This window comes from Massilia phyllostachyos, assembly GCF_021044825.1.
Taxonomy (GTDB): Bacteria; Pseudomonadota; Gammaproteobacteria; order Burkholderiales; family Burkholderiaceae_D; genus Telluria; species Telluria phyllostachyos.
Genome location: NZ_JAJNOC010000001.1, coordinates 1,393,555 through 1,418,908, shown reverse-complemented (window position 1 = coordinate 1,418,908; position 25,354 = coordinate 1,393,555). Strand labels below are relative to the sequence as shown.

General features: G+C 65.1%; 25 protein-coding genes. 3 read left to right on the top strand and 22 right to left on the bottom strand.

The genetic code is table 11. The features are described 5' to 3' along the window. Position 1 precedes the first annotated feature (1 nt). A complete protein-coding gene (locus tag LQ564_RS06165; protein ID WP_231057189.1) occupies positions 2-1,621 on the bottom strand; it encodes a GAF and HD-GYP domain-containing protein in 1,620 nt (539 codons plus the stop codon). Positions 1,622-1,808: 187 nt separating this feature from the next. On the opposite strand from LQ564_RS06165, the gene LQ564_RS06160 reads away from it, so the two are divergent. After that, positions 1,809-2,708, top strand: coding sequence for an MBL fold metallo-hydrolase (locus tag LQ564_RS06160; RefSeq protein ID WP_231057188.1), 900 nt, complete (start codon positions 1,809-1,811; stop codon positions 2,706-2,708). A gap of 111 nt (positions 2,709-2,819) precedes the next feature. Beyond that, positions 2,820-3,023 (top strand): hypothetical protein, encoded by a 204-nt coding sequence (locus LQ564_RS06155; RefSeq protein WP_231057187.1) that lies wholly within the window; start codon positions 2,820-2,822, stop codon positions 3,021-3,023. A 75-nt stretch (positions 3,024-3,098) separates the two neighbouring features. Here the strand turns inward: LQ564_RS06155 and LQ564_RS06150 are convergent, their stop codons facing one another. The 7 genes from LQ564_RS06150 to rpsF form a co-directional block, all read right to left on the bottom strand. Further along, positions 3,099-4,109, bottom strand: coding sequence for an inorganic phosphate transporter (locus LQ564_RS06150; protein ID WP_231057186.1), 1,011 nt, complete (start codon positions 4,107-4,109; stop codon positions 3,099-3,101). 25 nt (positions 4,110-4,134) lie between these two features. Further along, complete coding sequence (locus tag LQ564_RS06145; RefSeq protein WP_231057185.1) at positions 4,135-4,761, bottom strand: DUF47 domain-containing protein; 627 nt, start codon at positions 4,759-4,761, stop codon at positions 4,135-4,137. A 132-nt stretch (positions 4,762-4,893) separates the two neighbouring features. Next, positions 4,894-6,279 carry a replicative DNA helicase gene (locus tag LQ564_RS06140; protein WP_231057378.1) on the bottom strand — a complete coding sequence of 462 codons (1,386 nt, stop codon included), beginning with the start codon at positions 6,277-6,279 and terminating at the stop codon, positions 4,894-4,896. Positions 6,280-6,386: 107 nt separating this feature from the next. Then, positions 6,387-6,839, bottom strand: a complete 453-nt coding sequence (rplI, locus tag LQ564_RS06135; protein ID WP_159703143.1) for a 50S ribosomal protein L9 — start codon at positions 6,837-6,839, stop codon at positions 6,387-6,389. Positions 6,840-6,876: 37 nt separating this feature from the next. Beyond that, positions 6,877-7,167: a 30S ribosomal protein S18 gene (rpsR, locus tag LQ564_RS06130; protein ID WP_036249492.1), complete on the bottom strand. Its 291-nt coding sequence runs from the start codon at positions 7,165-7,167 to the stop codon at positions 6,877-6,879. A 38-nt stretch (positions 7,168-7,205) separates the two neighbouring features. Next, on the bottom strand, positions 7,206-7,496 hold the full coding sequence (gene priB / locus LQ564_RS06125; protein WP_231057184.1) for a primosomal replication protein N: 291 nt from the start codon (positions 7,494-7,496) through the stop codon (positions 7,206-7,208). 40 nt (positions 7,497-7,536) lie between these two features. Further along, a complete protein-coding gene (gene rpsF / locus LQ564_RS06120; RefSeq protein ID WP_020656856.1) occupies positions 7,537-7,923 on the bottom strand; it encodes a 30S ribosomal protein S6 in 387 nt (128 codons plus the stop codon). A gap of 372 nt (positions 7,924-8,295) precedes the next feature. Between rpsF and lexA the strand changes: the two genes are divergently transcribed. Next, the gene (gene lexA, locus LQ564_RS06115) at positions 8,296-8,928 is read left to right on the top strand and encodes a transcriptional repressor LexA (RefSeq protein WP_231057183.1); all 633 of its coding nucleotides are present in this window, start codon (positions 8,296-8,298) and stop codon (positions 8,926-8,928) included. An 80-nt stretch (positions 8,929-9,008) separates the two neighbouring features. On the opposite strand, the gene LQ564_RS06110 is transcribed toward lexA, so the two are convergent. The 14 genes from LQ564_RS06110 to asd all read right to left on the bottom strand — a co-directional run bounded on the left by LQ564_RS06110 (position 9,009) and on the right by asd (position 25,341). Further along, on the bottom strand, positions 9,009-9,743 hold the full coding sequence (locus LQ564_RS06110) for a tetratricopeptide repeat protein (protein ID WP_231057182.1): 735 nt from the start codon (positions 9,741-9,743) through the stop codon (positions 9,009-9,011). A 117-nt stretch (positions 9,744-9,860) separates the two neighbouring features. Then, on the bottom strand, positions 9,861-11,102 hold the full coding sequence (locus LQ564_RS06105) for a cystathionine gamma-synthase family protein (RefSeq protein ID WP_231057181.1): 1,242 nt from the start codon (positions 11,100-11,102) through the stop codon (positions 9,861-9,863). 4 nt (positions 11,103-11,106) lie between these two features. After that, complete coding sequence (purF, locus tag LQ564_RS06100; protein ID WP_231057180.1) at positions 11,107-12,630, bottom strand: amidophosphoribosyltransferase; 1,524 nt, start codon at positions 12,628-12,630, stop codon at positions 11,107-11,109. Between the two features lie 55 nt (positions 12,631-12,685). Continuing rightward, a complete protein-coding gene (locus tag LQ564_RS06095) occupies positions 12,686-13,174 on the bottom strand; it encodes a CvpA family protein (RefSeq protein ID WP_231057179.1) in 489 nt (162 codons plus the stop codon). Between the two features lie 28 nt (positions 13,175-13,202). Next, positions 13,203-14,141: an SPOR domain-containing protein gene (locus LQ564_RS06090; protein WP_231057178.1), complete on the bottom strand. Its 939-nt coding sequence runs from the start codon at positions 14,139-14,141 to the stop codon at positions 13,203-13,205. 12 nt (positions 14,142-14,153) lie between these two features. After that, entirely contained in the window at positions 14,154-15,452 is a 1,299-nt protein-coding gene (folC, locus tag LQ564_RS06085; protein ID WP_231057177.1) for a bifunctional tetrahydrofolate synthase/dihydrofolate synthase, read from the bottom strand. Between the two features lie 76 nt (positions 15,453-15,528). Continuing rightward, positions 15,529-16,401, bottom strand: coding sequence for an acetyl-CoA carboxylase, carboxyltransferase subunit beta (gene accD, locus LQ564_RS06080; RefSeq protein WP_231057176.1), 873 nt, complete (start codon positions 16,399-16,401; stop codon positions 15,529-15,531). A 292-nt stretch (positions 16,402-16,693) separates the two neighbouring features. Then, entirely contained in the window at positions 16,694-16,975 is a 282-nt protein-coding gene (locus LQ564_RS06075) for a hypothetical protein (protein WP_231057175.1), read from the bottom strand. 274 nt (positions 16,976-17,249) lie between these two features. After that, on the bottom strand, positions 17,250-18,047 hold the full coding sequence (trpA, locus tag LQ564_RS06070) for a tryptophan synthase subunit alpha (RefSeq protein WP_231057174.1): 798 nt from the start codon (positions 18,045-18,047) through the stop codon (positions 17,250-17,252). A gap of 49 nt (positions 18,048-18,096) precedes the next feature. Continuing rightward, on the bottom strand, positions 18,097-19,338 hold the full coding sequence (gene trpB / locus LQ564_RS06065; protein ID WP_231057173.1) for a tryptophan synthase subunit beta: 1,242 nt from the start codon (positions 19,336-19,338) through the stop codon (positions 18,097-18,099). Next, complete coding sequence (locus LQ564_RS06060; RefSeq protein ID WP_231057172.1) at positions 19,316-20,014, bottom strand: phosphoribosylanthranilate isomerase; 699 nt, start codon at positions 20,012-20,014, stop codon at positions 19,316-19,318. Before LQ564_RS06060 ends, trpB begins: the two co-directional genes overlap by 23 nt. Before the next feature lie 20 nt (positions 20,015-20,034). Beyond that, positions 20,035-20,835: a tRNA pseudouridine(38-40) synthase TruA gene (gene truA, locus LQ564_RS06055; RefSeq protein ID WP_231057171.1), complete on the bottom strand. Its 801-nt coding sequence runs from the start codon at positions 20,833-20,835 to the stop codon at positions 20,035-20,037. Continuing rightward, entirely contained in the window at positions 20,832-23,918 is a 3,087-nt protein-coding gene (locus tag LQ564_RS06050) for a motility hub landmark protein FimV (protein WP_231057170.1), read from the bottom strand. Before LQ564_RS06050 ends, truA begins: the two co-directional genes overlap by 4 nt. A gap of 292 nt (positions 23,919-24,210) precedes the next feature. Continuing rightward, positions 24,211-25,341: an aspartate-semialdehyde dehydrogenase gene (asd, locus tag LQ564_RS06045; protein WP_231057169.1), complete on the bottom strand. Its 1,131-nt coding sequence runs from the start codon at positions 25,339-25,341 to the stop codon at positions 24,211-24,213. Positions 25,342-25,354 lie beyond the last annotated feature (13 nt).

Genomic DNA, 25,354 nt, shown 5'->3' with positions numbered 1-25,354 from the left:
CCTACGGCCGGTAGCCCGGAATCGCCGCCTCGTCCACCTCGTCGATCTGGTGGGCGTCCATGTTCTTGTGCGCGAACTGCAGGTAGACGCGGTTGCGCACGAAGATGTCGAACAGGTCCGGGTCGATGTGGCCGTTGAGGGCGAAGCGTCCCAGGATGTGCAGCGACTCGGACAGCATCTTGCCCTTCTTGTAGGGCCGGTCGCAGGCGGTGAGCGCCTCGAAGATGTCGGCAATCGCCATGATCCGCGCCGGCACCGACATCTGCTCGCGCGTGAGGCCGCGCGGATAGCCCTTGCCGTCCATGCGCTCGTGGTGACCGCCCGCGTATTCCGGCACGTTCTTGAGGTGCTTGGGCCAGGGCAGCGACTCGAGCATCCTGATGGTGACGTCGATGTGGTTGTTGATGATCTTGCGCTCGGCGTCGGTGAGGGTGCCGAAGCGCACGGTCAGGTTGAAGACCTCGTTCTCGCTCAGGAAATCCTGCTCGCGGCCATCCGGCCCGGTCCAGCGGTGGCGGGCGATGCGGCGCACGCGCTCCTGGTCGTCCGGCGACATCCCTTCGCCGCCGACGTTGGCGCGGCGCAGGAACTCGCGGTCGGCGATGAGGCCGGCCTGGTCGTGCGCCAGGCGGTCGTCGATCGCGGCGTGGTCGGCGCCCGGCTCGCACTTGGCGCGCAGCGCGCGGATCTCGCAATCGCGCAGCAGCACTTCGAAGCGGGTGTCGACCAGGTGGATGCGGTCGAAGATGGTTTCCAGCTTGGTCGCCTTGTCGACGATGTGCACCGGCGTCGTGATCTTGCCGCAATCGTGCAGCAGGCCCGCCAGCCACAGCTCCTTGCGGTCGGCATCAAGCATGCGGAAGTTCGCCATCGGGCCGGAGGTCGTGTCGTGCACGGCCTCGGCCAGCATCATGGTCAGCTCCGGCACGAACTGGCAGTGGCGGCCGGTGTAGGGCGACTTCTCGTCGATGCCGATGTTGATCAGGTTGACCAGCGCTTCCAGCAGGTTCTCGAGCTGGGCGATCAACAGCTGGTTCGTCAATGCCACCGCGGCCTGGGCCGCAAGCGCCTCGATGAAGCGCTGGTCGGTCTGCGAGAACGCGCGGATGGCGCCGGTCTGCGGGTCCTTGGCGTTGATCAGCTGGAGCACGCCCAGCAGCTCGCCTTCGTGGTCGGTCATCGGCACCGTCAGGAAGGATTGCGAGTGGTAGCCGAAGGCGGCGTCGAAGGACCGCATGCCCGAGAAGTTGAACACGTCCGCCTTGTAGACGTCTTCGATGTTCACCGACTGGTTGAAGTTGGCGGCATAGGCGGCTACCGAGGCCAGGTTCTTGTTGCCGTAGCTGTCGCACAGCGGCACCGGTGCGATGTCGATCGGGCTTCCGCTGACGCCGCCCTGGTAGATGCCGAGGGTGTCATTGATCGAGATGTGGTAGCACAGGCTGCGCCGGTCCTCGCTCGGCCGGTACAGGGTGCCGCCGTCGGCGTCGGTCATGTGCTTGGCCACGCGCAGGATGCGGTCGAGCAGGCCGGCAGTGTCGTGCGTGTCCCCGAGCGCCACGCTGACTTCGGTGAGCTGGTGCAGGCGTTGCGCGATTTGGGTGGGGTTCAGCTCTTGCATGGTAGGCGCGGGGCGTTGTTCCTGGCGGAAGCTATTTTGCCGTTTGGTAATTCTCGGCAGTGTAGCTTCGTTACGCCCGGCTGTACATGCTCGGCCGGATATTTACAAAATTTCAGCCAAAGCGCGCCACAAACTGGCTATCATGGCCGTTGTTTCATGACAATAATTACCAGGCAGGGGAGCATTGATGAAATTCCGTTTCTGGGGGGTGCGGGGATCGATTCCGTCCCCAGGCCCGCGTACCGCACGCTATGGCGGCAACACCACCTGCATCGAAGTGCGCGGCGACGACGGCACCCTGATCATCCTCGACGGCGGCACCGGCCTGTTCCCGCTGGCCCAGCACCTGCTCACCACCCTGTCGCAAGGACCGATCAGCGCCAACATCTTCATCACCCACAGCCACTGGGACCACATCCACGGCCTGCCCTTCTTCACTCCGCTGTTCATCAAGGGCAGCCGGGTGCGCCTGCACGGAGCCCACGACCCGGTCACGGGCCACGGCATCGAGCACGTGATGGGCGTGCAGCTGCAGAACAGCTACTTCCCGGTCAGCGAAACGCAGATGGGCGCCACCATCGAGTACCGCACCCTCGACGTCGGCGTGCCGGTCGCGGTCGGCGACGTGGTGGTCGACAACGTGGTCATGAACCACCCGGTCACCAACCTGGGCTACCGGATTGCTTGCAATGGCCGGTCGCTGTTCTTCACCGGCGACCACGAACCCTGGCACAACCCCTACCCGCCCGCCGACCCGGCGTTCGCCGCCTGCGAGGCCCACCTGCTGGCGCGCCAGGATGCGATCGACGCCGCCATGCGCGACGTGGATGCCCTGATCGTCGACTGCTCGTACACGCGCGAAGAGTATCCGTCCAAGGCCGGCTGGGGCCACGGCACCTTCGACGCCGCGATCGAGATGGCGCTGCGGGTGGGCGCGAAGCGCCTGTACTGCACCCACCACGAACCGACCCGCGGCGACGACGACCTGGAAGCGGCGTTCGCCGAGGTGCTGGCGCGCTACCGGGGCCGCCTCGGCGCGCTGCAGGTCAGCCTGGCCTTCGAGGGCCTCGAAGTAACCCTGGCCTGAGGCATCCGCCGAGGGTAATTTGCGGCAAGCGGTCTGCCACCGCCCTATTCCGGCACGGGCCGCACTACAATCGTCCACTCTTGAGACCCACATGAGAATGGAGTTGGAACGATGAAGAAGTTGATGCTGGCCGCCGTGGCGTTCACCCTGCTGGGCGGCTGCGCCCATGACCCTTCCGCCCCGCGCGAGCCGCGCGCCCGAGACAAGGACGACTCGATCATGGTCGGCAGCAATCTGCGCAAGAAGGGCCCCGGCACCAGCAGGGCCGGCACCGCGAGCGGGGCCGACGTCGAAGACGCGCGCATGGGCAGGTAGTCCGCCTCCGGCGGGGATAGCCGACAACAAAAAGGCCAGGGAATCCCTGGCCTTTTTGCTTGCATGCTCACATGCTTACATGATGTGCGTGCCGATCCACCAGGCCACCGCCGCCATGAAAGCCGACGCCGGAATCGTGAAGATCCAGGCCCACACGATATTGCCCGCCACGCCCCAACGCACCGCCGACGCCTTCTGCGAGGCGCCCACGCCGACGATGGCGCCGGTGATGGTGTGGGTGGTCGAGACCGGGATGCCCCAGAAGCTCGCCATCAGGAGCGTCATGGCGCCGCCGGTCTCCGCGCAGAAGCCGCCGACGGGCTTGAGCTTGGTGATCTTCTGGCCCATGGTCTTGACGATGCGCCAGCCGCCGAACAGCGTGCCGAAGCTGATCGCTGCGTAGCAGGAGATGATGACCCAGGTCGGCGGATGCGCGTCGGCCGGGTTGGTGTAGCCGGCGGCGATCAGCAGCATCCAGATGATGCCCATGGTCTTCTGCGCGTCGTTGCCGCCGTGGCCCAGCGAATAGCCGGCGGCCGACACCAGTTGCAGGCGGCGGAACCAGACGTCGACCTTGCGCGGCGTCGAGCGCACGAAGATCCACGAGACCAGCAGCATGATGATCGAACCGAGCACGAAGCCCAGCAGCGGCGCGACCACGATGAACACCACGGTCTTGATCAGGCCCGCCGAGATCAGCGCGCCGGTGCCCGACTTGGCCACCGCGGCGCCCACCAGGCCGCCGATCAGGGCGTGCGAGGACGAGGACGGAATGCCGTAGTACCAGGTGATGATGTTCCAGACGATGGCCCCGACCAGGGCCCCGAAGATCACGTAGTGGTCGACCACGTGGGGATCGATGGTCCCCTTGCCGATGGTCTGCGCCACCTTCATGCTGACCACGAAGATCGCCAGGAAGTTGAAGAAGGCGGCCATGGCCACGGCCGACTGGGGCTTCAGGACGCCGGTCGAGACGACCGTGGCGATCGCGTTGGCCGAGTCGTGGAAGCCGTTCATGAAGTCGAACACCAGCGCCAGCAGCACGAGCAGGCCCAGCACGTAGATGCTGATATGTAGAGATTCCATAATTATTCTTGTTCCGCGCGGCGCTTTACGCGTTCTCGACGATGATGCCTTCGACGATGTTGGCCACGTCTTCGCAGCGGTCGGTGACGGTCTCGAGGATCTCGTAGATCGCCTTCATCTTGATCAGGTTGCGCACGTCCGGCTCGTCGCGGAACAGCTTGGACATGGCGGCGCGCATCACGTGGTCGGCGTCCGACTCGAAGCGGTCGATCTCTTCGCAGATGGCGACGATCTTCTGGGCGTTGCCCATGTCGTGCAGCAGGCCGACGGCTTCCTGCACCTTCAGGCAGCACGACAGGCACAGTTCGGCCAGGCGCTTGGCTTCCGGGGTCACCGCGTGCAGGTCGTACAGCGAGATGGTCTGGGCCGCGTCTTCCATCATGTCGAGGATGTCGTCCATGCTGGTGATCAGCTTGTGGATGTCGTCGCGGTCGAGCGGGGTGATGAAGGTCTTGTGCAGCAGGTCGACGGTGGCGTAGGTGATCTTGTCCGCCTGCTTCTCGATGCTCTCCACGGCGTGGGTGCGGTTTTCCAGGTCGTCGAAGTTGGTCATCAGGCCGACCATCTCCTGCGCGCCCTTCACGCACAGCGCGGCGTGCTGGTTGAACAGGTCAAAGAACTTGCCCTCCTGGGGCATCAGGCGTCCAAACATTTTATTCTCCGTTGTGAATCTCTTGGGACTTCGAAACCGCTGCCACGGCTGGCGGCGGCAAAGTGAACCGGCTCGGGGCCGGCTGTTATAAGGAATGCGTTTTGCTACTTCTTCAGAAACTTGGTCGCCCTGTCAGTCACCCTGATAGATGGCGAGGTTACCGCTGTAGTTGCCAAACTTGGTGTAGGAGCCGATCCAGGTAAGGCGAATCGCCCCGATCGGGCCGTTACGCTGCTTACCGATGATGATTTCGGCGGTTCCTTTATCCGGCGAGTCGGGGTTGTAGACCTCGTCGCGATACAGGAAGATGATAACGTCCGCATCCTGTTCGATAGCGCCCGATTCGCGCAGGTCGGACATGACGGGACGTTTGTTGGGTCGTTGTTCCAGCGAGCGGTTCAGCTGGGACAGCGCGATGACCGGGCAGTGCAATTCCTTCGCCAGGCCTTTCAATGATCGCGAAATCTCCGAGATCTCCGAGGCGCGGTTGTCGCCCGGCGTACTGCCCTGCATCAGCTGCAGGTAGTCGACGATGATCAGGCCCAGCTTCCCGCACTGGCGCGCCAGGCGCCGCGCGCGCGCGCGCATCTCGATCGGGTTCAGCGCCGGGGTCTCGTCGATGTAGAGCTGGGCGTCGTTCATCTTCTGGATGGCGTGCGTCAGGCGCGGCCAGTCCTCGTCGTTCAGGCGGCCGGTACGCAGGCGGTGCTGGTCGAGCTGGCCGACCGAACCGAGCATACGCATGGCCAGCTGGGCGCCGCCCATCTCCATCGAGAACACGGCCACCGGCAGGCCGGCTTCGATCGCGACGTTCTCGCCGATGTTGACCGAGAACGCGGTCTTGCCCATCGAGGGACGGCCGGCCACGATGACCAGGTCGCCCGGCTGCAGGCCGGAGGTCATGCGATCGAGGTCGATGAAGCCGGTCGGCACGCCGGTGATCTCGCCCTGGTTCTCGCGCGAGTACAGTTCGTCGATGCGCTCCACCACCTGGGTGAGCAGCGGCTGGATCGGGTTCCAGCCCTGCTGGCCGCGCGCGCCGGTCTCCGCGATCGCGAAGATCTTCGACTCGGCCTCGTCGAGCATCTGCTTGACTTCCTTGCCCTGCGGGTTGAAGGCGTTGCCCGAGATTTCGTCGGCCACCGTGATCAGGTTGCGCAGGATGCCGCGGTCGCGCACGATCTCGGCGTAGCGGCGGATGTTGGCCGCCGACGGCGTGTTCTGCGCCATCGCGTTCAGGTACTGCAGGCCGCCCACTTCCTCGGCCTTGCCGAGCATATTGCAGGCCTCGTAAACCGTGATCACGTCGGCGGGCTTGCCGGCGTTGATCAGGCGGACCATCTGTTCGAAGATGATGCGGTGATCGTAGCGGTAGAAGTCCTCCGCGTGCATGAAGTCGGCGATGCGGTCCCACGCGGCGTTATCGCGCAGCAGGCCGCCAATGACGGACTGTTCTGCTTCGATGGAGTGCGGCGGGATGCGCAGGGAGTCGACTTGCGGATCGGCTGGGGAATTCATGGCGGGCATTATACCTTCTCCTGTCATACGGCTGTCATAAATGACCGGTTTTTCAGGACGTAAAAAAAGCCGGGCGAGCCCGGCTTTTTCTAATTTACAACAGTTTCTTAGGCGGCTTCGCCGACCACAGCAATGGTGATCTCCGAGACGACGTCGGTGTGCAGCGCGACGGCGACCGGGAATTCGCCGGTGGTCTTCAGCGGGCCGGTCGGCAGGCGAACCTGCGACTTCTCGACTGGGAAGCCTTGCTTGCTCAGGGCTTCGGCGATGTCGAAGTTGGTGACCGAACCGAACAGGCGGCCGTCGACGCCGGCTTTCTGGGCGATGGTGACGGTCATGCCGCTCAGCTTGTCGCCCTGGGCTTGTGCTGCCGACAGCTTCTCGGCTGCAGCTTTTTCCAGTTCGGCGCGCTTGACTTCGAACTCGGCCACGGCGGCCTGGGTAGCACGGCGTGCCATCTTTTGCGGGATCAGGAAGTTACGTGCGTAACCGTCCTTGACTTTGACGACGTCGCCCAGGTTGCCGACGTTGACCACTTTTTCGAGCAGGATAACTTGCATATTTATTCTCCAGGTATTCTGACTGACGAGCCGCGCTTTAAGCGTTGTGCAGGTCGGTGTACGGCAGCAGCGCGAGGTAGCGTGCGCGCTTGATGGCGGTGTCGACCTGGCGCTGGTAGTGCGCCTTGGTGCCGGTCAGGCGTGCCGGCATGATCTTGCCGTTTTCCTGGACGAAGTCTTTCAGGGTATCCACGTCCTTGTAGTCCACTTGCTCAACGCCGGCGGCGGTGAAGCGGCAGAACTTCTTGCGCTTGAACAGCGGGTTCTGCTGTTTACGCTTGAGTTTTTCTTTTGCTTTGTTTTTGTCGAACTTTTTACCGAATGCCATTTTAGGCTCCTGTATCTAATCTAGTTTGCGCCGATTGTTTAAGCGGCACTGAAATCAATGATGTGAAACACCAAGGCTTTGCTGTTGCGGTTCTTCCTGGCGAGGAATCCTTCGAAGCGGTAGGCGGCGCCGAGCTCGGCGCTGTCCAGTCGGCCTGAAATCTGGCCCGCGCCGAGCGCAGGCATTTCAAACTCGACCAGTCTTGCCACCCCCGCCTCTTCCTGCTGCGAACTGTGCTGCAGGATCACGCCCACGATGGGGACGCCGGCCGGGGTATATCGCAGTACGTCTCGCTCCGCGATGGTCGCGATGAGCTGGAACTGGTTCACTGCGATGCTTTACTTTCGTTCAGGGATTCCCGGGAAAAACTTAGGCAGCTGCGGCCGGGGCAGCGGCGGCTGCTTCTGCGCGGTGGCTCTTGGCTGCGTCTTCGCGCTGGACCGACTTCATCATCGGCGACGGTGCGGTTTCAGCCTTCTTCATCTTGACGGTCAGGTGACGCAGGACGGCATCGTTGAACTTGAATGCGGTTTCCAGCTCGACCAGGGTCTCGTTGTCGCACTCGATGTTCATGCAGATGTAGTGGGCTTTCGGCAGCTTCTGGATCTGGTAGGCCATTTGACGGCGGCCCCAGTCTTCCACGCGATGGATGTTACCGCCGCGGCTGGTCACCGTGGTCTTGTAACGCTCGATCATCGCCGGGACTTGCTCGCTCTGGTCCGGGTGGACGATAAAAACGATTTCATAATGACGCATGCAACACTCCTTAAGGACGTTTAAACAAATGCCCACCTCGGCGTCAAGACGAGTGTGGGAAGGGTAAGCCGGCAATTATAGCCTGAAAAACGGGCATGTGGGAAGCCGGGGTGGATGTCGATGTTCGTTGGACGCGACGCACTTGGGTTCCGGCTTGCGCCGGAACGACGGTCTTACTGCTAGTTGCCAAAGCATGCACGTCGTTCCGGCGAAGGCCGGAACCTAAGTTGACGTGCCCCACGCCACAAAATCCTTGCACTCCGGGCAGCGCCGCACAATTTTTTTGCACTTTTCCCGTGTACCCCCTTGCGCATCCTGGAATACTGTACAAAAATACAGTCTACTCTCACAACCCGTTGCTGTAACACATACATGCTCAAGCTCACTGCAAGGCAAGAACAGATCCTGAACCTCATCAAGGAAGCGATCGAGAACACCGGTTTCCCGCCGACACGCGCCGAAATCGCGGCCGAGCTCGGCTTCAAGTCGGCCAATGCGGCCGAAGAACACCTGCAGGCCCTGGCGCGCAAGGGCGCCATCGAGATTTCGCCGGGCACCTCGCGCGGCATCCGCCTGGTCGGCGCCACGGTCGAGCCCGTGCCGATGGTCCCGGCCGCCCTCATGATGTCGCTGCCGCTGGTCGGCCGCGTGGCCGCCGGTTCGCCGATCCTGGCCCAGGAACACGTGGAAGCCACCTATTCGGTCGATGCCGCGATGTTCTCGGCGCGTCCCGACTTCCTGCTGAAGGTCAAGGGCTGGTCGATGCGCGATGCCGGCATCTGCGACGGCGATTTCCTGGCCGTCAAGAAGATCGACAGCGCCAAGAACGGCCAGATCGTGGTCGCCCGCCTGGGCGAGGAAGTTACCGTCAAGCGCTACCGCAAGACCGGCAATATGGTCGAGCTGCTGCCGGAGAATCCGGACTTCAAGGTCATCCAGGTGTCGCCTGAGGACGAGTTCGCACTCGAAGGCCTGGCTGTCGGCCTGATGCGCAGCTGGCACTAAGCTTTCACCGCGAGACAAATAGAACGGGGTAGCCGGGCCATTGGCCCGCGCTACCCCGTTTTCGTTGGTAAATGCCCGCCTTACTGGATCTTCTTGTCCGACCAGTAGGAATCCTTCTTGGCGTTCTTGACCATCTTGTTGTGCTCGTTCACGTAGTTCTCCGTCGCCGTGCGCCAGGCATCGAAATCGGCCAGCAGCAGCTTCGAACTCACCCGCGCCTCTTCGCTCAGGTTTTCCTGCAGCTGGGCCAGGTAGGCGTTGGACTTCGCCGTCTCTTCCTTGTTCATCAGCTTCTGGACGTCGGCGGGAATCCGCTTGGTCAGCGGCATCTGGTTGTTCAGGTGGGTGACGTACTTGTTGTAGCACTCCTGCCAGTTCTTGACGGCGGCGCCGATGCGGTCGATTTCCTCGTTGATCTTGGACATGGTCGGGATGCGCGGCGCCTTGCACTGGTACTCGCCGGTCTTTAGGTCGGCGCCGTCATAGCCCTTGATCCAGTAATCGATGTCGGCGCGGCGCTTGGCGCGCTCCTCGATCAGCGCGAGCGAGGCGCCGGCGACCTTGTTGCCCTTGGCGGCCGACTTCTTGAACAGCTCCGCCGCCTTCGCTTCGTCGACCTGCCCCGCCTCGCCGTAGAAATACATCTGGCCGAGCGCCTGCTGGGCTTCCGGATTGCCGGCATCGGCCAGCTTGGTATAGATCTTCATGGCACCCGCGTAGTCCTTCTTCTCGAACAGCGCGTTGGCGTTTTCCAGCTCGCCGGCAAATGCGGCGCCGCAGATCAGCAGGGAGGCGAGGAACAGCTTGGTCTTCATGGGGGCAGGCATTCGGGTGGAAAGAAGACCCATGATAGCGGCAATCGCCCGCCTTGCTCAACCGCTGAAACAATTCCGGCAAGCTGTAAAGAATTCGCAGCTTGCCGGAACAGGGTCTCAGATGTCGAGTGCCTGGCGGAAGTCCGCCAGCAGGTCGTCGGTGTCCTCGATACCCACCGAGACCCGGATCAGGCCCTCGGCAATGCCCATGCTGGCGCGGCGATCGGCGCCCATCTCGAAGAAGATGGTGTGCGCCACGGGGATCACCAGGGTGCGGGTGTCGCCCAGGTTGCTGGCCGGGATGCCGAGCTGCAAACGGTTCAGGTAGTCGAAGGGATCGATGCTCTCCTTCAGCTCGAAGCTGAGCAGCGAACCGCCGGCGCGGAACAGCTCCTGCGTGATACCGTGCTGCGGGTGCGAGGCCAGGCCCGGATAGTACACAGCCGCCACCCGCTCGTCGCTTTCCAGCATCCGGGCCAACGCCAGCGCATTCGCGCTGGTGCGCTCCATGCGCAGCGCCAGGGTCTCGGCGCCGACCGCGATGTGGTGCGCCGCCTCCGGCCCGAGGGCGGCGCCGAAGTCGCGCAGGGCCTTGGCGCGCAACTGGGCCAGGCCCTGGTTCGCACTCGGCTGCTTGCGGAAGTTCTGCGCGATGTTCGGGTAAGCGCTCCAGTCGAACAGGCCGGTGTCGGTCAGGGCACCGCCCAGCGCGTTGCCATGGCCACCGATCGACTTGGTCAGCGAGTTCACCACCAGGCCCGCGCCCACCGCCTTCGGACGGAACAGCCAGGGCGTGGTCATGGTGTTATCGACCACGTAGAGGATGCCGCGCGCACGGCACAGTTCACCGATGCGCGCCAGATCCGCCACCTGGGTGCGCGGATTGGCGATGGTCTCGACGAACACCATGCGCGTCTCGGGCTTGATGGCCGCTTCGACGTTTGCCACGTCCGTCGCATCGACGAAATCGACCGCCACGCCCTGCCCCGCCACCGTCTGCCACAAGCTGTTGGTGTTCCCGAACAGGAAGGAGGACGAGACGATGTGGTCGCCCGCCCTCAAGAGCGCCTGGAACAGCGCGCCGATCGCGCCCATGCCGGTCGCGAAACAGATCGTGCCGACGCCGTCTTCCATCCTGGTGATCTTGTCCTCGAGCGCGCCGACCGTCGGGTTGCCCTGGCGGCCGTAGCGGAAGCCCGGCTCCTTGCCCTGGAAGACCGAAGCCAGCTGGCGCGCATCCCCATAGCCGAAGGCGACCGAGGTGTGCACCGGCTTGTGCAGCGAGCCCTGCTCGATCGCTTTGCGGCGATCGTTGTGCAGGATGGTGGTGGTGAAACCGTAGTTCGGCTTGTCGCTCATGCGCTTACTCGGTGATGGCCGGGCTGTTGAGGTTCAGCTGGGTGCGCACCGGATCCTCGACCTGGTTCTTCTTCGGATTGTGGCGCGCGGTTTCCTGGCGGTCCAGGTATTCCGGGGTCACGTCGCCGGTCACGTAGACGCCGTCGAAGCAGGACGCTTCGAAGTTCTTCAGCTCCGGATTCACGTCCGAAATCGCGCGCTTGAGGGCGTCGACGTCCTGGTAGACCAGGCGGTCGGCGGTGATCTCCTTGCAGACTTCCTCATTGGTGCGGCCGTGGGCAATCAGCTCGTCGCGGGTCGGCATGTCGATGCCGTACACGTTCGGGTACAGCACCGGCGGCGCGGCCGAAGCGAAGAAGACCTTGCGGGCGCCGGCGTCGCGCGCCATCTGCACGATCTCGCGGCTGGTGGTGCCGCGCACGATGGAATCGTCGACCAGCAGCACGTTCTTGTCCTTGAATTCGGAGGCGATCGCGTTGAGCTTCTGGCGCACCGACTTCTTGCGCATGCCCTGGCCCGGCATGATGAAGGTGCGGCCGATGTAGCGGTTCTTGATGAAGCCTTCGCGGTACTCGACGCCGAGCTTCAGCGCCAGCTGGATCGCGGCCGGGCGCGAGGAATCCGGGATCGGCATGACCACGTCGATCTCGTCGACCGGGATCTCCTTGCGAATCTTGTCGGCCAGGTATTCGCCCATGCGCAGGCGGGTCGCGTAGACGGAGGCGCCGTCGATCACCGAGTCGGGGCGCGCCAGGTACACGAATTCGAAGGCGCACGGGTTCAGGCTCGGGTTTTCCGCGCATTGGCGCTCGTGCAGGACACTGTCGTTGTCGATGAAGATGGCTTCGCCCGGCGCGATGTCGCGGACAAAACGGAAGCCCAGGCCTTCGAGCGCCACCGATTCGCTGGCCACCAGGTATTCGACGCCGTGCTCGCCCTCGTTCACGCCCAGGCACAGCGGACGGATGCCGAAGGGGTCGCGGAAGGCCAGCATGCCGTGGCCGGCGATCTGCGCCACCACCGCGTAGGCGCCGCGCACGCGGCGGTGCACCGCGCCGACCGCCTTGAACACGGCGTCGGTGTCAAGGTTATAGCCGTCGGCGGCTTCCGAGATCTCGTGGGCCAGCACATTCAGCAGCACTTCCGAATCGGAGTCGGTGTTGATGTGGCGGCGGTCGTTACGGAACAGCTCTTCCTTCAGCGCGGCCTGGTTGGTCAGGTTGCCGTTGTGCGCCAGCGTGATGCCGAACGGCGCATTCACGTAGAAGGGCTGCGCTTCCTCTTCGCTCGAGGAACCCGCGGTCGGGTAGCGGCAGTGGCCGATCCCGGTATTGCCCTGGAGCGAACGCATGTTCCGGGTGCGGAACACGTCGCGCACCAGGCCATTGGCCTTGTACATCGAGAACATGCTGCTGTGATTGGTCGCGATGCCCGCCGCGTCCTGGCCGCGGTGCTGCAGCAGCAGCAACGCATCATAGAGAAGCTGGTTGACGGGATTGTTCGAGACGACGCCGACGATGCCACACATGGTGTGCTCCTAAAGCTGGACTGCTGATTGCAAAAAAGTGGAACTATAGATCAATTCAAAACCGGACGTGCTCCGCCAGGGCGGCGGGAAGGAAAGGCTTGACCGTCCGCGCGCCCGTTTCCGCCATCGGCGACAGCAGCGCGTTCCTCCAGAAATCCTGCTGCGGAATGGACGTCATCCCGCACAATATGACGGCGGCCAGCACGATTACAATGCCGCGCGCCAGGCCGAACAATCCACCCAGGCCGCGATCGGCCAGCGTGAGGCCGGTGGCGGCGATCACGGCGCCGATCGCCAGCGACAGCAGCCCCATGAGGATGCGCACGCCGAGGAACAGCACCACGAAGGCCATGATCAGGCGCGCCGCCGCGCCCGGCAGCACGTCGGGCAGCATCGGGGCCAGCTGCGCGCCGTAGGCGTTGGCCACCACGAAGGCGACGATCCAGCCCAGCAGCGAGAGGATTTCCTTGACCAGGCCGCGCAGGGTGGAGATGACGACCGACGCGATCAGGACGAACAGCACCAGATAGTCGAAGATCGTCACGCCGCGCAACCCTGCATCAGGCCATTCCTCAGAGCGGGACCAGCGAGCCCGAAAGGCCCATGGAAATCAGCTTGGAACGGATTTTTTCGCCCTCTTCCTTCGTGTACGGACCCACGCGCACGCGGATCAGCTCACCGCTCTTCTCGGTGAACGAGGACACGCCGGCGGCGCGCAGGCGGCCCTGCAGCTCGGTGACCTTTTCCTGGGTCGCCAGCGCCGCCACCTGCACCACGTATTTCTGCGACGGGCCTTCGGCGCGCACGGCCGCCGGCTTGCCCTCGAGGATGGCCATGGCGCGCGCCGCGTCGTCCTTGGCCGCGCGCGGCTTCTCTTCCGCGGGCTTGGCGGCCGCAGGTTTCTCGGCCTTCTCGGCCTTCTTCGGTTCCAGCTCGGCGACCTTCGGATGCAGCTCTTCCGGCTTGCGCTTCGGTTCCGGCTTGACGGGTTCGGGCTTCACCGGCTCGGGCTTCGGCACAGGCGGCTCGGCGCGCGGGATGTCGAGGGTGCGCAGCGGCGGCGGATCGTTCGGCGCGGCGACCACCGGCACCGACGACTGCGGCGGCACGGCGGTCGGGAGATCAGCCGCGGCATCGGTCGGCTCGACGATCTCCTCGCCGCTGTCGACCGTCGCGGCGGCCGGCACCGGCAGCGGCGCCGCCTTGTCCTTGGCGGGAATGTTGATGGCGATGTCGGCGCCGAGCGGCTTGGGCTCGGAGTCGAGCAGCATCGGCAGGCCGACGGCGGCCGCCAGCGCCAGCGCGATCGCGCCGACCAGGCGGCGGCGCGCGCGCTTTTTCTCGGGCAGGATCGGGTCGGCGCCGCGCTTGCTGCGCGCGCCCTCGCCTGCATGCGACGCGCGCTTGGCGCGGGCCTGCTGGCCGTAGGCGGCATCGTCGTCCTTGACGAAGTGGCCGCTGTCCCGGACAGTGTCTTGCTTGTTTTTGCTACCGAACGAGAACAAGCCCATGCGTTTTTACTATTAGTGGAGAGAGTTTTTGCGGGCCGCCATCACACCGGCGACCGTGTAGAACGAGCCAAAGACCACAATTCTATCATTCTCCCCTGCCCGGCTCACGGCATTCGCGTAGGCCTCGCTTGGCGTGGCGAAGGCGGTGACCGAGAAATCGTCCGCCTTGGCGCCCGCGGGCTTGAGTTCCTGCAGCTTTTCGGACAATGTGGCCGGGTCGGCCGAGCGCGGCGAATCCAGCGCGGTGACGCACCAGTGATCGATGTACTGGGCCATCGGCGCGATCACGGCGTCGATGTCCTTGTCTTCCATGATGCCGAACACCGCATAAGTAAAGCGGTGGAAGCCCATATTGCCGAGGTTCTGGGCCAGCGTCGCCGCGGCGTGCGGGTTGTGCGCCACGTCGAGCACCTGGGTCGGGCGGCCAGGCAGCACCTGGAAGCGACCCGGCAGCTCGACCATGGCCAGGCCCGCGCGCACTTCCTGGGCGCCGCAGGGCAGCTGCATGCGCAGCACCTCGAGCGCGGCCAGCGCGGCCGAGGCGTTGAGCAGCTGGTTGGCGCCGCGCAGGGCCGGATAGGCCAGCGAATTGCGGCGCTGTCCGCGCCCGCCATAGCTCCACTGCTGCTGGTCGCCCTGGTAGTTGAAGTCGCGGCCCAGCAGCCACAGGTCGGCGCCGATGCGCTCGGCGTGCTCGACCAGCGATTGCGGGGGCACCGGGTCGCTGCAGATCGCCGCCTTGCCGGCGCGGAAAATGCCGGCCTTCTCAAAACCGATCTTCTCGCGGGTGTCGCCCAGGTAGTCGGTATGGTCGATGTCGACGCTGGTCACGATGGCGACGTCGGCGTCGATCACGTTGACCGCGTCCAGGCGTCCGCCCAGGCCGACTTCCAGGATCGCCACGTCGACGCCGGCTTTCGAGATCAGGTGCATGATCGCCAGCGTGGTGAATTCGAAGTAAGTCAGCGACACGTCGCCGCGCACGCTTTCGACGGCATGGAAGGCTTGCACCAGCGCCGCGTCCGAGGCCATCTCGCCGTTGATGCGGGCGCGTTCGTTGAAGTCGAGGAAGTGCGGCTTGATGTACAGGCCGACGCGGTACCCAGACTGCAGCAGCACGGCTTCCAGCATGGCGCAGGTCGAGCCCTTGCCGTTGGTGCCCGCCACCATGATCACGGGGCAGTCAAAGGCGAGCGCCATGCGCTCCTTGACGGCGCGCACACGGTCCAGGCCCATGTCGATATGGGTTTCGGCATGGCGCGACTCGAGCAGCGCCAGCCAGTCGGGCAAGGTGGTCGGGAGTGGGGACATAGATCGGATGCTTCGGTGATGGCTCAGGGCGAGCGCGCCGGTGCGGACGCGTCGCGCCCGCACCGATGGGATGGAATCAAGCCAGGACGTCGGCGGCCTGGTTTTGCAGCAGTGCCAGCAGGCGCGCGATCTCTTCGCGCATCTTGCGGCGGTCGACGATCATGTCGACGGCGCCCTTCTGGACCAGGAACTCGGCGCGCTGGAAGCCTTCCGGCAGCTTTTCGCGCACGGTGTTCTCGATCACGCGCGGGCCGGCGAAGCCGATCAGGGCCTTCGGTTCGGCGATCACCACGTCGCCCATGAAGGCGAACGAGGCGGAAACGCCGCCCATGGTCGGGTCGGTCAGCACGCTGATGAACGGCAGCTTTTTCTCGGACAGCTTGGTCAGCATGGCGGTGGTCTTGGCCATCTGCATCAGCGACAGCAAGCCTTCCTGCATGCGCGCGCCGCCGGTGGCGGTGATGCAGATGAACGGCACCTTCTGCTCCAGCGCGACCTGGGCGCCTCTAGCGAAGCGCTCGCCGACCACCGAACCCATCGAGCCGCCCATGAATTCGAATTCGAAGCAGGCGACGACGACCGGCAGGCTCATGATCGAGCCGCCCTGCACGATCAGGGCATCGGTCTCGCCGGTGGCGTCCATGGCCTGCTTGAGGCGGTCCGGGTACTTCTTGGAATCCTTGAACTTCAGGGTGTCGACCGGCAGGGCTTCCTGGCCGATGTCGTAGCGGCCGCCTTCATCGAGCAGGCTATCGAGGCGCTCGCGGGCGCGGATGCGCATGTGGTGGTCGCACTTCGGGCAGACGTGCAGGTTCGATTCCAGGTCGGCGCGGTAGAGCACCGCTTCGCACGACGGGCACTTGACCCACAGGCCTTCCGGCATGGTTTTGCGATTGGCGGCATCGGAGCGCTGGATCCTTGGGGGCAGCAGTTTTTCTAGCCAACTCATCTGTTCTCCTTTGCGGCAAGTCTTCGAGGTGGCGGTAGTGTAGCCGCAAGCGTCGCGCTTGTCGAATCATGCCTACCCGTCAATTGCCATGCAGATAACACCACTGGGGTCAGAGTTGAATTGTTGAGCAATTCTCCAGAATTGCCTGCAATTCGACTCCGACCCTAATTGCCCTTCTTCAAGACTGCCCAACAGCAATTAGGGTCAGAGTCGAATGATTGGGAAACTTTTCAAAGTTGCCCAATCATTCGACTCTGACCCTAATAGGATTTTCTTACTGAAAAGTCTAGGATTAATTACTGCTCTCAGTGGTGGTGAACTCGAAACCGCCAACGCGCGCCGCGACCAGGTTATAGACCCAGGCGCCGATCGCGGTGAAGATGAAGCCAAGGACGGTGTACAGGATCGGCATCAGGACCAGCATCCCTAGCGTCATCCCGGCCGCCGCCCCCTGAGTGCCCATCATGGCTGGGATGGCCATGATCGCGACCATCGGGATCGACAGGACCAGGTACAGCACTGCCATCACCTTGGCCGATTGAAGAACAGAAACGTGGACGACTTGTTTTTTCATCGAGGAGTCTCATTTGAGTTGGCCGCTAGGCAATATAGGCAATGTAACTCAATGCTGTTCTTCGGCAAACCCATCCGATAAGAATTACCCATGGCAGCTAAACCAGTGGGGTCAGAGTCGAATTATTCGGCAAGTTTTAAATGTTGCCAGATAATTCGACTCTGACCCTTATTGGCTGTGCTGACGAGCAATTGCCCAACAATTAGGGTCGGAGTCGAATTATGGGAAATTTTTAAAAGTTTCCCAACAATTCAACTCTGACCCCATGGGTGTGTCAGGCGTCGAGTGCGCTGCGGATGCCGGCGGTGAAGGTGCGCACCGCTGCCACGGCCTGCTCCTGCGGCACCGATTCCAGTTCCTGGATGATGCGGCTGCCGATCACCACCGCGTCGGCGACCTCGGCCACGGCGCGGGCGGTGGCGCCGTCGCGGATGCCGAAGCCGACGCCGATCGGCAGCTTCACGTGCTCGCGGATCGCGGACACGCGGCGCGCCACGTCTTCGGTATCGATGCTGCCGGCGCCGGTCACGCCCTTCAGCGACACGTAGTAGCTGAAGCCGCTGCCGTACCGGGCGACCTGCTGCACGCGCTTCGTCGTGGACGTGGGCGCCAGCAGGAAGATCAGGTCCAGGTCGTTGGCGCGCATCGATTCGGCGAACGCCGCGCATTCTTCCGGCGGATAGTCGACCACGATGGCGCCGTCGGCGCCGGCCTCTTTCGCGCAGCTGATAAACGTGTCCGGGCCGATGCGCTCGATCGGATTCGCGTAGCCCATCAGCACCACAGGCGTAGCAACGTTCGTCTTGCGGAATTCGCGCACGAAACCGAAGACGTCCTGCAGGCCGATGTTGAACTTCAGCGCGCGTTCGCAGGCGCGCTGGATCACCGGGCCTTCGGCCATCGGGTCGGAAAACGGGATGCCCAGTTCGAGGACGTCGGCGCCGCCCTCCACCAGGGCGTGCATCAGCGGCACGGTCACTTCCGGGCCGGGGTCGCCGGCGGTGATGAAGGTGACCAGGCCGGTTTTATTGGCCGCCTTCAGGGCGGCGAAGGTTGGTTCGATGCGGGACATGCTGTTCTTTCTTATCGAAGGTTCACGGGAGAGCCAAAGCAAGGACGGGTCAGCTGAAATCCAGCCCCATCCTCTGCGCCACCGTGTGCATGTCCTTGTCGCCGCGGCCCGACAGGTTGACCAGGATGAGCTGGTCCTTCGGCAGGGTCGGCGCCAGCTTGGTCGCGTAGGCGATCGCGTGCGAGGACTCCAGCGCCGGAATGATTCCCTCGATGCGGCAGCAGTCGTGAAAGGCCGCCAATGCCTCCTCGTCCGTGATCGTCACATACTCGGCGCGCTTGATGTCCTTCAGCCACGCGTGTTCCGGCCCCACGCCGGGGTAGTCCAGGCCCGCCGACACCGAATGGGTCTCGATGATCTGGCCGTTCTCGTCCTGCAGCAGGTAGGTGCGGTTGCCGTGCAGGACGCCCGGAATGCCCGCGCTTAGCGAGGCCGCGTGCTTGCCGCTGTCGAGCCCCTCGCCCGCCGGCTCGACGCCGACCAGTTTCACGCCCGGCTCGTCGATATAAGGGTAGAAGATGCCCATGGCGTTCGAGCCGCCGCCGACGCAGGCGACCACGTAGTCCGGCTGGCGCCCGGTCATGGCCGGCATCTGCACCCGGCATTCCTCGCCGATCACCGACTGGAAGTCGCGCACCATCATCGGGTACGGGTGCGGTCCCGCCACGGTGCCGATGATGTAGAAGGTGCTTTCGATATTGGTGACCCAGTCGCGCATCGCTTCGTTGAGCGCATCCTTCAGGGTCTTCGAGCCGGATTCCACCGGCACCACGGTCGCGCCGAGGAGCTTCATGCGGTAGACGTTCTGGGCCTGGCGCTTGACGTCCTCGCTGCCCATGTAGACCACGCACTCCATGCCAAAGCGCGCGCAGATGGTCGCGGTGGCGACGCCGTGCTGGCCGGCGCCGGTCTCGGCGATGATGCGCTTCTTGCCCATGCGGCGCGCCAGCAGGGCCTGCCCGATCACGTTGTTGATCTTGTGGGCGCCCGTGTGGTTCAGGTCTTCGCGCTTGAGGAAGATCTGCGCCCCCCCAAGCTGCTCGGACCAGCGCCGCGCGTGGTACACGGGCGAGGGACGGCCGACGAAGTGGGCCAGCTCGTAGCGGAATTCCTCGAGAAATTCGGGATCCTGCGAGAAGCGCGCATAGGCTTCGTTCAGCTCGGCCAGCGCGTGCGACAGGGTTTCGGCGACGAAGCTGCCGCCATAGGGGCCGAAGTGCCCGCTCTGGTCGGGCAGCTGGTATTCAGGGGTCTGGAACAGCGGGGTGTTACCGCTCGGACGGTCTTTCATGATGGTTCTCACTAGAAGCAATGGCGTCTGCGGCCCGCACGGCGCCGACGAAATCGGCAATCTTACGGGCGTCCTTGATGCCCTTCTGCGCTTCGACGCCACTGCTGACGTCGACCGCGAAGGGACGAACACGTACCGTCGCGTCAGTCGCGTTTTGTACGTTCAAGCCACCACTCAAAACGACCCGAGGCGCGAGCTCTTTTGGGACGAGAGACCAATCGAAAACCTTTCCTGCGCCGCCGTAGGCGTCGACCCAGGTATCCAGCAGGAGGCCGGAGAACCAGGGGCTGGCGGCGCGGTATGTGCGCTCGTATTCTAGCAGTTCATCCGGCCTCGTGTCCGGCCTGACGCGGAAGGCGCGGACAAAAGGACGCGACACCGCGGCCGCCAGTTCCGCACACTGCTCGGCCGTTTCGTCGCCGTGGAACTGGATCAGCGCCAGCGGCGCGCTGTCGGCCACCGCCCTCACCTCTTCCACCGTCGCGTTCACGAACAGCGCCACCGCGGACACATACGGCGGCAGCGCGGCGCACAGCTCGGCCGCCTGCCGCGGCGTGACGTAGCGCGGGCTCTTCGGATAGAACACGAAGCCGAGCGCATCGGCCCCGGCGTCGACGGCCGCGCGCAGGTCTTCCTGGCGCGTGATGCCGCAAATCTTGATACGGGTGCGTTGCATGATGATTCCCGGAAGGCGGCTTACAGCCAGGGCAGCGGCGACGCCGGCTCCTGCGGCAATCCCCACTTCGGATCGTAGTCGATTTTGGCGAGGTACAGGCCGTCCGGCATGAAGGTCGGCGCGGCGACGTCGCGCGAGCGGCTCTCCAGCACCTCTTTCATCCAGCCCGGCTCGTTGCGGCCCGTGCCCACGTAGATGAGCGAACCGACGATGTTGCGCACCATGTGATGGAGAAAAGCGGAAGCGCGCACCGTGAACACGATCACGTCGCCATGGCGCGCGATGCTCACCTCGTGCATCTGCTTGACCGGCGACGTCGCCTGGCAGCCGGAGGCGCGGAAGGCCGAGAAATCGTGCTCGCCGAGCAGGTGCTGGCCCGCTTCCCGCATGCGTTCCACATCCAGCGGACGGAAGGTCCACCCGGCGCGCCCGGCCAGCAGCGCCGACGGGTTCGGGTGGTTGTAGAGCACGTAGTGGTAGGTGCGCGAACGCGCCGAGAAGCGCGCGTGGAACTCGTTGCCCTCCGGGTCGGGCGCCACTTCATGGGCCCAGCGAACCACGATCGACTCGGGCAGGAAGGCGTTCACGCCGCGCACCCAGCTCTGCATGGCGCGGTTCAGCTCCGTATCGAAGTGGACCACCTGCTCGATGCCGTGCACGCCGGAATCGGTGCGGCCGGCGCAGGTCGTGGCCAGGAACGTGCAGGCGAACTTTTCGAGCGCGATCTCGAGACGGTCCTGGACGGTGTTACGTTCCGGCTGCTTCTGGTAGCCGTTCCAGCCCGTTCCGACGTACTGGACACCGAGAGCGATGCGCCTCACGCCAGCAGGGAGCGCATGGCGCTGGCCTTGCTCACCTGTTCGCTGCTGCCACCCTTGATGACTTCGTCGAGCAGTTCGCGTGCGCCTTCCTTGTCACCGATTTCCTGGTAGGCGATCGCGAGATCGAGCTTGGTTTCCATCTCCATGTGCTCGGGCGACATGGCGGCCGGCTCGAGCGCCTCGCCGACGTCCGGCAGGGCCGGCGCGGGCGCGGCCTCGGCGCGTTCGAAGTCAGGGAGCTCGAGGTCGATGTCGGCCATCTCGAAGCTCGGCTCGACCGGCACGCCCGGGCTCGGAGCCGCGACGTTCGCCGGCGCGGCGGCCGGGGTGTCCGGCAGCGCGAACGGGTCGTCCTGGTCCGGTTCGGCCAGGTCGAAGGAGAACGCGTCGGCCGGCGCGGCGGCGGGCGCCGGCGGCGGCGCGTCGAATTCGAAGGGTTCGACGGCCGGCTGGGTGCTTGCCGCCGGCGCCGGCGCCAGCGCGGGTTCGGCCGGGCTGCCGAAGTCCATGGTGTCGAGATCGAACAGGGGATCGTCGGCGATGCCCGGCGCTGCCGGCGCCGGCGCCGCGAGGATGGTCGGGACGTCGCCGTGGAACGGCGTCGCCTCGGCCACGGCGGCCGGCTGGACCGGGGTCGGCGGCAAGCCGAAGTCCATCGAATCGAGGTCGAACAGCGGATCCTTGTCGAGCGCCAGCGCGTCGGCGCTGGCGGTAGCGGTGGCCGGCTCTTCCTGCACTTCCGGCAGCGGCGGCAGGTCGAACTCGGCGGCCAGGCCGGCCATGTCGACCGGCGCGGCCGCCGGGGACGCGGCCGGGGCCTCGGCCTGGGCGGCCTGCGGGTCGCCGAAGCTCATGTCGAAGGCCAGGTCGAACGGCTCTTCCTCGGCCGGGGCCGGGGCGGCGGTGACGTCGGGCGGGGTGATCGGGTCGAGCGCGAACTCGAGGTCCGGCACGGCGGTCTCGTCCTGCGCATTGTCGGTCGCTGCCGGCTCGTGGCTGGTCACCGGCTCGAAGGCCAGGCCGCCGAGGTCGAAGTCGAGCGAATTGTCCTCGCTGCGCGCGCCGGCAGGCTCGGGTTCGAAGGACGGGACCGCGGTCGCGTCGTCCCGCGGTTCGTCCGTGTCGTCGTGGTCCATCGCCGCGTAGGCCGCGCCTGCGGCGGCGCCGGCGCCGAGGGCGGCGACCGGTGCGCCGCCGCGGAAGGAGTCTTCCAGCTGCTTGGACAGCAGCGACTGCTGGTCGCGCTCCTGCGGGCTCTGGGCGGCGGCGACCGGGGCGGCGCCAGTGGCGCTGGCGTACAGCGGGTTGGCCGGGTCGATGCCCTGGCCGAGCGCGGCGGCTTGCGCCCACTCGTCGCCCTGGCCGCGGGTCAGGCCATACAGCTCGCCGGCCTGGGTCTCGAAGGCGCGCAGGTCCTTGCGCGCGGCGTAGATGTCGAGCAGCTTCAGGCGCACCGGATGGCGTTCCGGATTAGTGCGCAGCGCTTCCTTCAGGATCTCTTCGGCCTGGGCGTCGCGGCCATAGGCGATGTAGACGTCGGCTTCGGCGACCGGATCGACTTCGTTGGTGTCGAGCTGGGAAGCCGACGGCGCGAAGCTGGAATTGAACACGCTGTTGCTGGTGTCGACGCTCTGGCCGCCCGCTTCCGCGAACAGCGAGTGCGCGCCCTGGGTCGGCACGCCCAGCACCGATGGCTCGGCGTCAAGCTTCTTGCCATCCTTGGCGCCCTTCTTCTTGCGGCGCTGCGAGATGCCGAGGGCGGCCAGCAGCAGCACGGCGGCGCCGGCGGCCACGATGTTGATGTTGTCCATCAGGGTGTCGGCCAGGCCCTTCTCTTCCGGCGCGGCGGCCTTGGGCGGGGTGGTCGGCTTGGCCGGCTTGGCGGCGGGCTTCGCGTCTTCCGGCGCCGGCGCCAGCGGCTGGGCGGCCGCACCCGCTGCGGCGCCCTGGGCTTCGCTGCCGGAACGGCTCTTCACCGTCATCAGCTGTTCGAGGTCGTTGACGTTGCGCTCGAGTTCCTTGACGCGTTCCTGGGCCTGGTCCAGTTCCTTCTGGCGCGCGATCGCGTCTTCGGTGCTGGCGGTAGCCGGGGCCGCGCCGTTCGCGCCCGTGGTCGGCTGGGTCGCTTTCGACAGCTGCAGCTTGTCCTGCGATTCCTTGGCCGCGGTCGGGCGTTCCTCGACCTTGGCGGTGATCTTGCCGGCCGCGCTCTGGCCCGCCTGCGGGGTGCGCTGCGGCGCCGCGTTGGCAACCTGGCCGGCCAGCTTGTTGCGGTAGGCGTTGAAGTCGGCCGCGTGGGCGACCACGATCGAACCCGCCTCAAGGCCGTCGGTGCCGCGCAGGGCGTCCGAATCGGGCACCTTCAGGATCTGGCCCGACTTCAGGCGGTTCATGTTCTGGCCGATGAAGGCGTCCGGATTGGCGCGGTACAGCGCCACCAGCATCATGTCGAGCGAGATGTCGGTCGGCTTCAGGCGGGTAGCGATCTTGCTCAGGGTATCGCCCTGGCGCACGCGGTAGCTCGAAGGCGTGTCGATGGCCGGCTCGGCGGCGCGCGGCGCCGGCGTCTCGCGGCGCGGCTGCTCCTGCGGCGCTTGCGCGACCGGTGCGGCCGCTTGCGGCGCCGGCGCGGCAGCGCGCGGCTGGGCCGCCGCACGCGCGGTCTCGGCCGCCACTTGTGCCGGCTGGGTCGCGCGCAGTTCGGCCGGGTCGAGCAGGAAGGTGTACTCGCGCACCAGGCGGCCGTTATTCCAGGACAGCTCGAGCAGCATGTCGACGAAGGGCTCGTTCAGCGGCTGGGTCGAGCTCACGCGGATGATCTGGCGGCCGGCGCGCTGCTCGACGTTGAAGCGCAGCGACAGCAGGGCCGGATTGAATTCGATGTTGGCGGCGCGGAAGGCTTCGGTCGACGCCAGCTTCACGGCCAGACTCGACGCATCCTCGCCCGCGGTCGTCGTCAGTTCGATCTCGGCGCGCAGCGGCTGGCCGAGCGCCGACAGCACCGTCAGTTTGCCGAGACCGGCAGCCGAGGCGGCGGACGACAGGAGCACGGCGCTGGCCACGGCCGCGGTGACTGTTTTCAACGCGGTTGCCATGAGCGGAGGACGGTGAGAAAGGGGCATAGTCGGGATGCGAAAGAAGTTGGCCGGAGGAAACACGATTTCCTGGGAGTCTCAACATATCATCATGCTCTGGAGCATGCAAGCTTCCCGCGCACACCGGGGGTGTCGCGGGGAGCGATGTGTGGCCAGAATGACCGATGTGGCGGACGTTTGATAGCGTTTGATTACGAGCGCTTAGCAATTTTACAGCGGTCGTGGCAACGATGCCAATATGCGCATGTGCGGCGGAAGGCCACGCCGCCCGCCATGCGTTTTACTTGTCGAGCACGATGCGCAGCATGCGGCGCAGCGGCTCGGCCGCGCCCCACAGCAGCTGGTCGCCGACGGTGAAGGCGGACAGGTAGTCGTCGCCCATCGCCAGCTTGCGCAGGCGGCCGACCGGGATGCCCAGGGCGCCGGTGACGGCGGCCGGGGACAGGTCGCGCATCGAGGCTTCGCGCGTGTTCGGCACCACCTTCACCCACTGGTTGTGCTGGGCGATGATGTCGGAGATCTCGTCGAGCGGCACGTCCTTGGTCAGCTTGATGGTCAGCGCCTGCGAGTGGCAGCGCATCGCGCCGATGCGCACGCACAGGCCGTCCACCGGAATCGCCTTGGTGCCGGCGAAGCCCTCGCCGCGGCCCAGGATCTTGTTGGTCTCGGCGCCGGCCTTCCACTCTTCCTTCGACTGGCCGTTGCCCAGGTCCTTGTCGATCCACGGGATCAGGTTGCCGGCCAGCGGCACGCCGAACTGCTTGGTCTCTTCACCGCTCAGGCCATGCTGGGTTGCCAGCACGGTGCGGTCGATTTCGAGGATGGCCGAGGCCGGGTCGTCCAGCAGCGACTTGACCGATTGGTTGATGGTGCCGAACTGGCTCAAGAGTTCGCGCATGTGCTGGGCCCCGCCGCCCGATGCGGCCTGGTAGGTCATCGAGGTCATCCACTCGACCAGGCCCTGCTCGAACAGGCCGCCCAGGCCGATCAGCATGCAGGACACGGTGCAGTTACCGCCGATGTAGTTCTTCACGCCACGCGACATGGCGTTCTTGATCACGTCCTTGTTGACCGGATCGAGCACGATGACGGCGTCGTCGTTCATGCGCAGGGTCGAGGCGGCGTCGATCCAGTAGCCGTTCCAGCCGCTGGCGCGCAGCTTCGGGAACACGTCCGAGGTGTAGTCGCCGCCCTGGCAGGAGATGATGATCTCGCACTTCGAGAGCTCGGCGATATCCGTCGCGCTCTTCAGGGTGGTTTCGTTCTTCGCCATCTTCGGCGCGGCGCCGCCCGGGTTCGAGGTGGTGAAGAACACCGGCTCGATGTGGTCGAAATCGCCCTCTTCCTGCATGCGCTGCATCAGGACCGAGCCCACCATACCGCGCCAGCCAACCAGGCCTACTAATTTCATTATCTTCCCTCAG